Raw genomic sequence first — 12634 nt, forward strand, 5'->3', positions numbered from 1 at the left:
CTACTGCTTTATCTCAACGGGGTTGACCGTGACGCCGGGGCTTACTCTCTGAATACCCTGAACCACGACCTTTTCGCCCTCCTTGAGGCCGGAGGCAACAGCCCAGAGCGCCCCGTATTGTCGACCCAGATCGACGTCCTGACGCACGATCTTGTCAGACCCGTCCACCAGGAAGACAAAGTGCCCCTTGCTATCAAGCTGCACGGCGGATTGCGGGACAACCAGCGTGGTTTGCGGCTGCGCTTCCTCGATGGCCACATTGACGAACTGTCCGGGAATGAGGATATTTTTCGGGTTTGCGAACGTTGCCTGGATTTCAACGGTGTCACTGTTTTCGTCAACGGTGGTGCCGACATAGGTGATCGAACCCACCGTATCGAAAGGTTCCCCGTCAGAAAGGGTCAGTTTTACCTTCAGGCTGCCATTGTCGTCATCGATGAGGCCCGCCCTTCGATCCTTTATGAGGTCCTTTTCGCCCATGTAGAAGCTGACCTTGATCGGATCGACGCTGGTGATGGTGGTGAGCGTGCCGGAATTGCTGTTGACCAGATTACCGACATCGATGTTGGATTTGCTGATGCGCCCGTCTATCGGGCTGCGGATTTCGGTGTAACCGAGATTTATGTTGGATGTATCGAGGCTGGCCTGAGCCTCGTCGACGCTTGCCTGGTCCTGCCCGACCGTTGCGAGGGCCGAATCATAAGTGGATTGCGGAACGTCGTCTTTCGACAAAAGGATCCTTTGTCGTTCCAGATCGATAGTCGCATTTTTCAGGGTCGCCTGCGCCCCTTCCAACTGCGCCTTTGAACTGGCGACATCGGCTTCATAGATACCCTTTTCGATGACGTAGAGCAGATCTCCCTTCTTGACGGTGCCGCCTTCCTGGAAATTGCGCTGTTCCAGAAAACCCTCTACCCGAGCCACGATGTTGACGGTGCTGACGGCCTGCACCCGGCCTATATAGCTGCCCCGATTGCCAAGCTGTTCGCCGGCTACAGTGGCGACCGTCACATTGGGTTTTGATGCTGATTGTTCTTGTGCTGTTGCAGCGATGGTTAAAAGAAGCAGTCCGAGAATGGTGGTTAAGCCGGAGACATACTTCATTTTCTACGAATCCCAACCTGGCTGCAAATTATTGGATTGCATATTATCCATGACTGCCCAAAAGAAAAGCATCATGCCAAACCGGCTTTGGATAAGACTTCCGGCGTGGGCGCAGATTCCCGTGTAAGCCACGGATCAGGCCAGTTTCCTTGGCGGCGGCTCAGTGCCAGAATTTCGGGCTGGATTTTAGATGACGCCAGCGCCTGCCGGCCTTTCGCAGCTCCAGGCGGGCGCGTATTGTGTGCCATCTGCAGATGTGGGTGACGCTTTTGTTCAGATCGTGGCCGGCAGGAAACTCCGCCGCGATTTTGGCGGCCAGCTCATCGGCCATTGCCACGTCGTTGAGATAGCCGAACACGTCCTGGAGGCTTCTCAGTTTCTTGTAGAAGACCTTGGGTTCGGGCCCCGAATATATCGGCATCAGATAGTCACAGGCATAACGCAGGGTCTTTAGCGATTTGCGCATATTGTGACGGTCATCGATCCGGTGCTTGCTGAAACCCCGGCCTTTCCGTTTGACATGTTTCCAGCGCTTGCGAAGCGCCACGCCGGCGATTGTGCCCAGCTTCATGTCTTGCAGGGATTGATCCGAGCCGTGGCAGGCGCGCTCGACAGCCTGGTCGAACAGCATGCAGTTGAGCTTCAGCAGCGTCCATTGTTCGCTGGCAAGTGCAGTCCTGACCGCGTTGCGCTGTTCAATCCGGTTCTCCTCCAGATAGCGGATCAATGCATCATGTTTGTTGTTCCTGCCGAGTTGATCGACTGCCGGCAGGACGATGTCGTCGATGATGACGTCCGCGTTTCTGAGTTCACCGACGACCTTGCCAAGATGCTGTGCCGCGTGTGACAGCGCCTTTAGATCGGGGCCGTAGGCGAGGGGCTTGAAAAAATTCAGGCAGGTGCGCAATCTTCGAAGACCAACGCGAAGCTGATGGGGTACTTCCGGATCGTCGGAGATGGAAATGCGCCCCCAGTTCCCAAGGATCTGCTGCGATGCAGAGCGACCGATCGCGGACATAGCGTTCCTTGCGGTCATGTCGGGGTCAAGCGCCGGTTTTTCAGGCAGATACGGACCTTTATCGGACCCGGAGGTGCAAGGCTCACACAGTGCGTAGCCGCGGCCGGCCTTGCTGGAGGTTGAGGGATCTATGCGTTCGCCGTCGAATATTTTCTCGGAGATCGACAGGAGCGTATGGGGTAGCCCGGACATCAGTTCAAGTTCAACCTCGCTGAAATCCTGCGACCGGCCGGTGGTTTCCACTTTGCCGTTGTCGAGCGCAAGTTCCGCGGTGCCGATGCCGTCACAATTCAACAAAAGTGTGTCGCGATCGATCTGTGTCTCGAACACCGGTTCCAGTGTCTGGCCGGAGACAAGATCTTTCAGCCACGGGATGATTTTCGGGTCGCTGATTTTCGTCAGATCCAGTTGCTGCCTGTCCACCGGGTGTTCGATCTCCACCGGATTGGACAGGCCGTTCTTCAAGCCGGTGCCGCATTTAAGGGTCTGGATCCAGGCTTTTCCGTCCCATCTCAAACGAAGCGAGGCCTTGGCTTTTTGCAGGCGATGGTCCGCCGTGTCGTAATAGATGGATCTAAGCCGACGTGAGGCCGGTTTGCCGAGTGTCAATTCCTTCAGCGCGGCCTTGCCAGGCAATCTACGCAGAACGTCCGTGCCAACTTCCAGCTTTACTTCCAGCTCGGGGTTACTCATGTACCGTTTGACGCTTTGATGACGGAATACACATATACATCTAGCATCGGGAAAAGGCGGCAACAAGCAAAACGGACTGTCCGTTAGCGGCGATCAGTCGTCCTGCATCTCCCTGATCTCCAGACCCATTTCGTTTTTGTCTTCATCGACCAGCTTTGGTGCGATTTCCTGCGAGATCAGCCTGTAGTGCACGATGCGCCAGATATGGTAGGCGACCCGATGCAGCCAACGTACGCTGTCTATGCGTACAAGTATTTCGTCGACATCGGTTCCGGGAGCCATGTCGAGCACCTCGCTGCGAAAGGCGTTTCGCCGCGCACGCAGATGTTTGCGCAACCGGTCCGTTTCTTTCTCGCCGCTTTTGTCGATGGGGCCTTCCACGATTTGAAGAAGCTGTGCGCGCATTTGGCTGCCAAGCCCGGCCAGGCCGGGATCACGGGCGATCTGTTCTATCCGTTGCAATTGGCGGCAGCGGCGCAGCATTCGGATCAAGTGATCCATTGCGTGCAGGGTTGCGGTGTATCTGTCACGATCTGCTGTGCGGGAAGGATCGATTCTGACCTGTTCGGCATAGCGACGAAATGTTTCCAGCGCCTTGTCGATATCGCCCAGTCGGCTGACGGTCGAACCCGCGCCCCGGCCCGCCATCTGATCAGCGACGACCTCAAACAGGGAGTTCGATATCGTCTTGATCGTGCCAACCATCGCATCGACGGCTGCACCGCTGTCGGAAAGCAGGTGATCGTCAAGTTGTGCTGTCAGCACGGGCCCTCTTTCCGGTACGAGACGAATGACCAGCCTGGCGAAATAACGGATGATGCTCAGCATCACAATCACACCCATGACATTGAAGGTGGTGTGAAACGCGACCAGTGCGATCTGCGGGTCGAACGAGCCGTTTGTGCTCGTCAGCCGTTCGATCAATCCGGTCAGCGGCGTCAGCAGGATGAGCGCCAGGGTTCCGGCCAGAACATTGTAGATGACGTGGGCGTAGCCGGTTCTCCGCGTCGATGTGGAGCCGCCGAGCGTTGCAAGCACGGCCGTAAAAGTCGTTCCCACATCCATGCCGATCACCAGTGCTGCCGCCTGTGGAAACGAGATCGCACCAGTCGACAACGCCGCCAGTGCAACGGCGACACCGGCGCTGGATGATTGCGTTACCAGTGTAATCGCCATGCCGATGAAGACGAGCTGGATGCGGCCGAACACCGTATTATCGGGAAAGTCCGACGGGCTGACCACTTCGCGCAGGAAGGACATGCCTTGCTGCATGGCATCGATGCCGATGAACAGCAGGCTGAAGCCCGCCAGCGACCAGCCGATATGCTGCCAGCGGCCGGAACCGAAGATTTTTAGCATTGCGCCGAAGAAGACGAGCGGCGTCACGATCAGTCCCAGGTTCAACTTGAAACCAAGTATCGCGACAAGCCAGCCGGTCATTGTCGTTCCGATGTTGGCGCCGAAGATCACGCCGAGCGCCTGGGGAAATGTGATGAGGCCGGCTCCGACAAACCCGACCGTGGCGACCGTCGTCGCGCTGGAAGATTGAAGGATGGCCGTGGTGAAAGCACCTGCCACCGCGCCGCTGAGAGGGCTTCGTGTCGACCGCCGCAGCAGGTTGCGAAGGGCGTTCCCGGCAAGCTGGCGCAATCCGTCGGTGAGGATGAACATGCCGATGAGGAATAGGCCAACTCCCCCCAGCGCTTTGAGAATCAAGACGTCCATGATGCCGGTATCCATGCATAAAGCCCTGCGGCGTGCACGGTACTGTTAAATGAGCTCGGCTGATACTCAAGCGCAGACGCACACAGTGCGACAATGGGCGCAGAAAAAACCGGCGTCGAAGCGCCGGTTTTCGTGTTTTGAGATTGGTTTCAGCCGCCGGGACCGGGCCTGAGGTTTTCCGGCAGATAGGTGGCAAGATCCGGAAAGACGATCAGCACGAACACCATCAGGACCATAATCAGGAACATCGGTATTGCGGATTTGGCAATGAAGTTCATCTCGTGATTCGTCATGCCCTGCATGACAAAGAGATTGAAGCCGATGGGCGGTGTGATCTGCGCCATTTCCACAACGACCACGATGAAGATGCCGAACCAGATGAGATCGATACCCGCCTGCACGATCATCGGCTCCACCACGGCCATGGTGAGAACCACCGACGAGATGCCGTCAAGGAAACAGCCGAGTATGATGTAGAACACCAGAAGAACCATCAGCAGCTCAAAGCGGCTGAGCTCCAGCTCGGCAATGAGGTTTGCCAGGCCACGCGGCAGCCCGGTAAAGCCCATCGAAAGGGACAGGAACGCCGCGCCGGCGAGGATGAGCGCGATCATCGCGGAGGTGCGCGTCGCGCCCATCAGGCTGGCCGAGAAGGTCTGCCAGTTCAGCGATCCTTGCGATGCGGCAAGAACGAGACCGCCGATGACACCGAAGGCGGCGGCCTCCGTCGCGGTGGCGTATCCCAGATACATGGACCCGATCACCACGACAATCAGCGCGATGACGGGCAGCAGGAAGCGCGAGTTCTTCACCTTCTGAGCAAAGCTGAGACGCGGTTCCTCGTTTGGTTGCCACTTGGAGGAGACCTTTGAATAGATCGCGACATAGGTCATGAACATCAGCGCCAGTACCAACCCGGGCAGGATGCCGGCAAAAAACAGCTTGGTGATGGATTCATTGATGGTTACGCCGTAGACGATCAGCGTCAAGGAAGGCGGGATCATCAGGCCGAGCGTTGCCGCGCCGGTGAGGGTTCCGATCACCATCGTTTCGGGATATTTGCGTTTTCTGAGCTCCGGGATCGACATTTTGCCGACCGTTGTCAGCGTTGCAGCCGAGGAGCCGGAGACGGCGGCAAAAACCGTGCAGCCGACGATATTGGTATGAACGAGGCCACCCGGCAGCCGTGCCATCCATGGCGCGAGGCCGCGGAACATGTCCTCGGATAATCGTGTGCGGTAGAGAATTTCACCCATCCATATGAACAGCGGAAGGGCGGTCAGCGTCCAGGAGGACGAGGCGCTCCAGATCGTCGTGACCATGACATCGCCGACCGGCCGCGAGGTGAACAATTCCATGCCGACCCAGGCAACGCCCATCAGGGCAAGGCCGACCCACACGCCGGTGCCGAGCAGCAAAAAAAGGATGAACAGGAAGAGGAAGATGACCGAAATGTTTTCCATGACCTATTCTCCGTGGCTCTGCTCGACCAGATCGGATTCGATCCGGTGATCGCCCGAAACGATCACGTGTATGAGATGGTCGGTCAGTGCGATCGCGAGGACGACGGAGCCGATGACCATGGAGGATTGAGGGATCCATAAGGGGGAGGCGTCCTGGCCCTGGCTGACCTCGTTGAATTTCCAGGACCAGTAGACAAACCGGTAGGCGTAATAGGAAAGGTACCAGGCGGTGGCCGCGCCGATGCCGAAACACCAGATTTCAAGAATACGGCGCACGGGTTTCGAGACAGCATTGAGGACGATCGATACCCGGATATGGGCACCGCGGTGAAGAGCGTTGGCAAAGGCGAAGAATGAGGCGGCTGCCATGCAGTATCCCGCATAGTCCGGCGCACCTGGAAAGACCTCGCCCGTCCATCTGGCCAGCATCTGAACGACGATAAGCAACAGAATGGCGATCAGAAAAATTGCACCCAGGACACCGGATGCGCGATAGAGAAAATCCAGGCCCGTGCGAAGCTGTCTGAGTGCAGCCATCTACCCCTCCATTCTTGTCTTTGCCGCAATGTGAAGCGCCGGTCCTCCTTCCGGTCGCCTTGCCCCGCCGCAACAGTGCCGCGGCGGGGCGTTTGCTGACGGTCGCCGCGTTGGCGGCGCGTCGCTATTCCATGGCCTTATAAGCGTCGAGGATCGCCTTGCCGTCGTCGCCGGCATTCTCCAGCCATTCGGTGGCCATGACCTCGCCGACTTCCTGCAACTGGCCTTTCAACTGGTCGCCCGCCGGTCCAACGGTCATGCCGCCGGCGCGCAGCCCGTTGAGGGTGAACTGCGTATACTCGACAGCCCGCCAGGTGCCGGCATATTCGGCCAGTTCCGCGCAGCCCTTGATGACGTTCTGGGAGGCTTCATCCAGACCGCCCCAAACATCCTTGTTGATCATGATGTAGTTGCGCGGCAGCCAGGCATCGACTTCGTAGAAATGGGTCAGGCTCTCCCATACCTTGCGGTCATAGCCGGTTGCTCCGGACGAGATCATCGAATCGGCAACCCCGGTGGCAAAGGCCTGACTGATCTCGGCTGCCTCGATCTGTACCGGCAGCATGCCGGTCAGTTCGGCGAGGCGTGCGGTTGCGTTGTTATAGGAACGGAATTTAATGCCTTCCATATCATCGACGGAGTTCACTTCCTGTTTGAAGTAAAGTCCCTGAGGCGGCCATGGCACGGAATAGAGGAGCACGAGGTTCTGCTCGTCGAGGATTTTTTCCATTGTCGGCTTCGCCGCTTTCCAGAGCTTGGATGCGTCATCGAAGGATGTCGCCAGGAACGGAACCGAATCGACGCCAAAGACGGCGTTTTCATTCTGGTGTCCCGACAAAAGCCGCTCTCCGATCGGCGCCTGGCCTGTCTGGATGGCGCGCTTGATATCGGCGCCCTTGAACAGCGAGCCGGACGGATGGGTGACGACTTCGATTGCACCGCCGGTTCCTGTGGTGATGCATTTGGCGAACTCAGCCGCGGTTGCCGAGTGGAAATTGGTTGCCGAATAGGCAAGCGGCATATCCCACTTTTCCGCGAAGGCGGCACTGGCGGTCACTGCAAGGGCTGCCGATACCATCAGTGTTGCCGTGTGTTTTGCGATTGATGTTTTCATTTTTGTCTCCCAGTTTGAAGCATGAGCGGTTTTTCAAAACCTGTTCGGGTCGTAGGCGGAAAGGTCGATGTTCGGCCTCTCGCCGGATACGAGGCCGGCGACCAGCCGTCCCGTCTTGGGCCCACCCGTTAGCCCAATATGATGATGCCCGAAGGCGGTGTAGACGCCGGTGCCGCCAATCTCTCCGATCAGTGGCAGGCTGTCGGCGGGGGCCGGGCGATGACCCAGCCATTCTTCCGTTTCCGAAAAGGTCATCTCCGGAAAGGTTTTCTTGACCTGCCGGCGCAGCAGCTTCAGTGGCGCTTTCGAGGGGCCGGCATCAAGTCCACCGAATTCCACAATGCCGGCGCATCTAAGGCCGGCATCCATGGGTGTCGCGACAAACTTTCCTGATGCGACCATGACCGGCGACGCGGGCATAATTGAAGGTTGTTTGAAGACGATGTGATAGCCGCGTTCGGTCTCCAGTGGCACGTTGAGGCCGAGTTTGGCGGCAAGCGGTTTTGACCAGACGCCCGTACACATGATGGCCGCATCGCACTCGAAGCGGCCTTGATCGGTCTCGACCGCCGTGATCGTGCCGCCACCCAGATCGAAATCCTGAACCTGAGCAGTGACAAGGCGGCCGCCCATGCCCTTAAAGGTATCGGCAAGAGCGGCAACATAGGCACCAGGATCGGTGATGAAACCATGATCGCGCATGACCGCGAGCAGGCCAATTGAGGACCCGAAGGCCGGTTCGACCTCGCGAACGGTTTCACCCTCCACGATCTGCGGTTCGAAACCAGCAATTTTACGCAACTCCCAGACATAGGCATCCGCCTCGAAAGCGGCTCGGTCGGCATAGGCGAAACTGTAGTCGGAAGAAGTCATGAAGCCTTCGGCTGCTCCACCGCCGTTGAGCGCTTTGTGCTGATCGACGCTGTCGGAAACGATGGGTGTCAGTCCGGCGGCTATGCGCCTTGTGTCACTGTCATTGGCGTGGCGTAAATAACGCATAAGCCAGGGAGCAAGCCGCGGCAGGTAGGACCAGCGAAGAAAGAGCGGGAAGTTCGGATCGAAGAGGAGTTTCGGGCCCTTCAAGGCCATGCCGGGACCGGTCACCGGCACGACGGAGCAGGAAGCAAGCACGCCTGCATTGCCGAACGAGGTCCCCTGACCGGGTTCTGCGCGGTCGATCAGGGTGACCTCGCATCCGGCACGGCGAAGCCAGATCGCGGCGGAGACACCGACAATGCCTGCGCCGATGACGACGATATGTCGTGCCCCGGTCACGAAGCTTCCCCGATGGCCTGTGGCCGTCTTGTGTTGCTTGTCGCGTTCCTGTCAGCCACACGCGTTTCCTCCAAGTCCACGAGCTTGCCAGCGCATATTCATCATTTCAAATACAAACATATGTACAAGCCATAAGTCTGAGTGATATGTTTCACGCATGTCTCTGCGCTTCCGTCAGTTGCAGGCTTTTCACGCCATCGTTGAGATCGGGACCGTAACCGGCGCCGCCGAACAGCTGGGTATCTCCCAGCCGGGCATATCCAACCTCTTGGCGCAGCTTGAGCGCCAGACCCGGCTGAAGCTCTTTGAGCGTTCGAAGGGGCGACTGGTTCCGACACCGGAAGCGGGTGTCCTTTATCAGGAAGTGGATACGGTTGTACGCGGCCTGGACCATGTGGGGCAGGCGGTTCTTGATCTGCAGAACAAGCAGGCGGGCCAGCTGCAGGTGGCCTCGCCGCACGCGCTTTCCTTCGGATTGATGCCGAAGCTGATCGCCCGGTTCGCACAGGAGCGGCCGGATATGTCGATTTCGTTTCAGTCGCAGTATTCGACCAAGATCCAGGAGTGGGTCATGTCCGGTCTGTTTGAGATCGGCGTATGCGAAATGCCGCTGACCTATGATGCGTTCGATGCCCGGATCATCCATGTTGAGACGCTGTTGGCGATACCGCAGGACAGCCCGCTTGCGCGCCATGACGTGCTGACGCCGCAGCTTCTTGAAAACGAGCCGTTCATTGTCATGGGACCGGATCACCTGACCCATCGGCGAACCCGCGAGGCTTTCAGCAATGCCGGCGTGGCATGGCGAACCCGGGTTCATACCCATTTGTTCAAGAATGTGCTGAGCTTCGTGCAGGAGGGCATGGGTGTCGGGATCATCGATCCCTTTTCCCTGAATTTCGATTTCGAGGGCGGGTTTGTGACCCGTCCGTTCCAACCGACTGTGCTGATGGATTTCGCCGTGATCACGTCGAAGGCACGGCCCTTGTCGGCGCTCGGCAAACAATTCCATGAGACATTGCTTGCCGAATTGCAGACTTATGCGGCTTCGGCGCGAGGCTGATGCCGATGCGGCAAACCGGAAGCGGCGATCATGGCCGTTTGCGGAGTTCCTGAACGGCACCTCAACCATGCTCATCCCATCCAGCGCCGCACCGGCGCATTGGCTTGTTCGAGTGGCTGGCAGACAATGTCGACCAGTGTTGGCCCGTCATGGCCGACGGCCTGTGTCAAGACAGATTCAAGCTGTTCGGGGTCTTCTACCCGCCAGGATTTGACACCGTAGGCAGCAGCGACCGCCGCCTGATCCGTCCGGTCGAAGTCGACATTGTAGTAGCGGGCCTCGGTATCGGCATGCTGGCTTGCCTTGATCCAGCCGAAGCTTGCATTGGAAAAGACCACGTAGGTGATGGGCGCGCGGGCGCGGCATATGGTCTCCAGTTCGCCGCAGGTAAAGCCAAATGAGCCGTCACCCATCATGGCGACAATCTTGCTTTGCGGACGTCCGTACCACGCGCCAAGAGCCGCCGAGAGGGCATAGCCGAGCGCGCCGTGAGCGCGGTTGGTGATAAAGTAGCGGCCAGCCCGCTTCTGGGAGAAATAGGCGGAGTAATAGGGGCAGCTTGTCCCCGGATCCGAAAGGACCGTCGCATCCTCAGGCAGAACCTTCATCAATGCGTTGATCACGCGTTCGGGCCTTATCGGCCGGTCGGTGCTTGCCGCCAATCGATCGAATATCGCAAATTTGCGGGCCTTGATTTCGGAGATTGCCGCCGCGCCGCCAAAGGTCCCGGTGCCCTGCGCGCGGCGGTCCAGTTCGGCGTTCACCTGTTGCAGTGCGAGGCCGAGGTCGGCGACAACCGCAACTTCTGTGCGGTAATTGGCCCCGACGACCATCGGGTCGCTGTCGAAATGGACAATGCGCGCACCCGGACCGGGCGCTTCCCAGCGTGCCGTCGTGGTGGAGCCGGCCCGGCATCCCATGAACACGATCAGATCGGCGGCCTGCATCAGTTCCCATGTCTCGTCGGTTCCGCCATTGGAGCCGACGACACCGAGGCAGTTGGGATGCGTATCGGCGAGCGATCCCTGGCCGGAAATCGACGTGGCGACGGGGATATCCAGCCGCGTTGCCAGGCGGTCCAGTTCCGCCATGGCTCCGGCGATGACCAGTCCGCCGCCGCAGACGATCAGCGGGTCTTTGGCTGACAGGATCGCATCGAGCGCGGCCTCGACCGCACCCGGCTCAGGCGCTGCCGGGTAGGCCGGATAGTTTTGCAAATGCGGATCGGCCCATATGTCGTCCGTATCGACGGGTTCATACTGGATATCATAGGGAAGGCCGAGATGCGACGATCCCGGCCGCCCTGTGGTCATGGACCGAAAGGCGGCTCGCACCATGCGGGGAATGTGATCGGCGCGGCGGATCACGGTGTTCCATTTCGTCAGCGGGCGCATCAGCGCCTCCTGATCCACTTCGGTCAAGGGGTATTTCCCGTAGGACGACACCGAGATATCGGTGGTGATGCCGAGGACGGCGTAGGAGGATTCGCTGGCCTCGATCAGCCCGGGAAGAATGTAGGTCGCACCGCCGCCGGACGGGCCTTCACACACACCGGCGCGCCCCGTCACGCGGGAGTAGGCGTCGGCCATATAGGTAGCGGAGCGCTCATCGCGCGTCAGAACATGGGTGATGCCGTGTGTGAGCCGGTGCATGGCATCGTAGAAGGGCAGGGTGGTGTCGCCGCACAGGCCGAATATGTGCTGCACGCCATGGGCTTCCAGCATGCGCACCATAGCCTCTGCGCCGTTCAAGGTGTTCGTCACGCCGTCTGTCCTTCTTATTTGCGCGCTTTGCGGAGCTTATCGTCAGCAGTATTCAGAATTGTATACAGTAAAATATTCAGAAGTGAAGACAAAAAAATTGCAGGTTTAAGCCAAATGTGTCATCTGAAGACGATGCGGAACCGGAGAAGTGGATTTAAGCTTGAAGGGCAAGACAGGCAGCAGCGTTGATCGCGTCTATGACCGGCTTCGGCGGATGGCGGCGGATTTTGAGTTCAAACCGGATGAGCGGATCAATGAGAGCGCCTTGTCGGATACGCTCGGCGCAAGCCGTACGCCGCTGCGCGAGGCGTTGAACCGGCTTGTCGCGGAAGGGTTCCTCACGTTTCAGAACGGACGGGGCTTTTTTTGTAGATCTCTTAGTCCGGAGAAAATTGTCGAGCTTTACGAAGCGCGGCAGGCGATCGAATGCGAGGCGCTTCGGCGGGCGGTCGAAAAGGCTGCGGATGAGGATATCCAGGCCGTGCTGGACTATCTCGATCGCACCGAGCCGCACTACGAGACCTGCGATTCGGCCATGGAACTGCTTGAGATGGACGAGGATTTCCACATCAGGCTTGTAATGCTTTCCGGCAACTCGGAACTGGTCCGCATGCTGCGCAATATCAATGATCGGATCCGGTATGTGCGGTTGATCGACCTGAAAATGATCGCCGCCAAGAAACAGATCGCCAGGAATCGGGGTGCACGGCTGTCGGCGCACAGGGTCATCTTGAATGCGCTGACGGCACGCAATGAGGACGCTGCGGTTCTGGCGATGCGCAATCACATCGAACGAAGGCGGGAGGAGGCGACGGAAGCCGTCCGCATCGCCTATTCGCAGCTTTACGTTCCCGCGGATTAAAGCGCGGCAGTTTTGGG

Annotated in this window: 10 protein-coding genes; 2 read left to right on the forward strand and 8 right to left on the reverse strand. The window is 58.5% G+C overall.

The features are described 5' to 3' along the window. From OQ273_RS01650 to OQ273_RS01680, 7 genes are all read right to left on the reverse strand, one after another. Positions 1–1104, reverse strand: coding sequence for an efflux RND transporter periplasmic adaptor subunit (locus OQ273_RS01650; protein WP_267988729.1), 1104 nt, complete (start codon positions 1102–1104; stop codon positions 1–3). Between the two features lie 160 nt (positions 1105–1264). Then, positions 1265–2815 carry a CYTH and CHAD domain-containing protein gene (locus OQ273_RS01655; protein ID WP_267988730.1) on the reverse strand — a complete coding sequence of 517 codons (1551 nt, stop codon included), beginning with the start codon at positions 2813–2815 and terminating at the stop codon, positions 1265–1267. A gap of 93 nt (positions 2816–2908) precedes the next feature. After that, on the reverse strand, positions 2909–4540 hold the full coding sequence (locus tag OQ273_RS01660) for a Na/Pi cotransporter family protein (RefSeq protein ID WP_267988731.1): 1632 nt from the start codon (positions 4538–4540) through the stop codon (positions 2909–2911). A 149-nt stretch (positions 4541–4689) separates the two neighbouring features. Beyond that, entirely contained in the window at positions 4690–6003 is a 1314-nt protein-coding gene (locus OQ273_RS01665; RefSeq protein ID WP_267988732.1) for a TRAP transporter large permease, read from the reverse strand. 3 nt (positions 6004–6006) lie between these two features. After that, the gene (locus OQ273_RS01670; RefSeq protein ID WP_267988733.1) at positions 6007–6540 is read right to left on the reverse strand and encodes a TRAP transporter small permease; all 534 of its coding nucleotides are present in this window, start codon (positions 6538–6540) and stop codon (positions 6007–6009) included. Positions 6541–6664: 124 nt separating this feature from the next. Next, positions 6665–7654 (reverse strand): TRAP transporter substrate-binding protein, encoded by a 990-nt coding sequence (locus OQ273_RS01675; protein WP_267988734.1) that lies wholly within the window; start codon positions 7652–7654, stop codon positions 6665–6667. A gap of 33 nt (positions 7655–7687) precedes the next feature. After that, the gene (locus tag OQ273_RS01680; protein WP_267988735.1) at positions 7688–8929 is read right to left on the reverse strand and encodes an NAD(P)/FAD-dependent oxidoreductase; all 1242 of its coding nucleotides are present in this window, start codon (positions 8927–8929) and stop codon (positions 7688–7690) included. Positions 8930–9086: 157 nt separating this feature from the next. Here OQ273_RS01680 and OQ273_RS01685 point away from each other — a divergent pair, with 157 nt between their 5' ends. Then, complete coding sequence (locus tag OQ273_RS01685; RefSeq protein ID WP_267988736.1) at positions 9087–9992, forward strand: LysR family transcriptional regulator; 906 nt, start codon at positions 9087–9089, stop codon at positions 9990–9992. Positions 9993–10063: 71 nt separating this feature from the next. On the opposite strand, the gene OQ273_RS01690 is transcribed toward OQ273_RS01685, so the two are convergent. Then, the gene (locus tag OQ273_RS01690; RefSeq protein WP_267988737.1) at positions 10064–11755 is read right to left on the reverse strand and encodes a thiamine pyrophosphate-binding protein; all 1692 of its coding nucleotides are present in this window, start codon (positions 11753–11755) and stop codon (positions 10064–10066) included. A 160-nt stretch (positions 11756–11915) separates the two neighbouring features. Between OQ273_RS01690 and OQ273_RS01695 the strand changes: the two genes are divergently transcribed. Continuing rightward, positions 11916–12617 (forward strand): GntR family transcriptional regulator, encoded by a 702-nt coding sequence (locus OQ273_RS01695; RefSeq protein WP_267988738.1) that lies wholly within the window; start codon positions 11916–11918, stop codon positions 12615–12617. The last annotated feature ends 17 nt before the right edge of the window (positions 12618–12634 follow it).

The sequence above is a fragment of the Hoeflea prorocentri genome (genome assembly GCF_027944115.1).
In the GTDB taxonomy this organism is placed as follows: domain Bacteria; phylum Pseudomonadota; class Alphaproteobacteria; order Rhizobiales; family Rhizobiaceae; genus Hoeflea_A; species Hoeflea_A prorocentri.

Excerpts from the sequence above, each read along its gene's own strand:
- OQ273_RS01650 (WP_267988729.1), bottom strand. The coding sequence starts at position 1,104 with ATGAAGTATGTCTCCGGCTTAACCACCATTCTCGGACTGCTTCTTTTA.
- OQ273_RS01655 (WP_267988730.1), bottom strand. The coding sequence starts at position 2,815 with ATGAGTAACCCCGAGCTGGAAGTAAAGCTGGAAGTTGGCACGGACGTT.
- OQ273_RS01660 (WP_267988731.1), bottom strand. The coding sequence starts at position 4,540 with ATGGACGTCTTGATTCTCAAAGCGCTGGGGGGAGTTGGCCTATTCCTC.
- OQ273_RS01665 (WP_267988732.1), bottom strand. The coding sequence starts at position 6,003 with ATGGAAAACATTTCGGTCATCTTCCTCTTCCTGTTCATCCTTTTTTTG.
- OQ273_RS01670 (WP_267988733.1), bottom strand. The coding sequence starts at position 6,540 with ATGGCTGCACTCAGACAGCTTCGCACGGGCCTGGATTTTCTCTATCGC.
- OQ273_RS01675 (WP_267988734.1), bottom strand. The coding sequence starts at position 7,654 with ATGAAAACATCAATCGCAAAACACACGGCAACACTGATGGTATCGGCA.
- OQ273_RS01685 (WP_267988736.1), top strand. The coding sequence starts at position 9,087 with ATGTCTCTGCGCTTCCGTCAGTTGCAGGCTTTTCACGCCATCGTTGAG.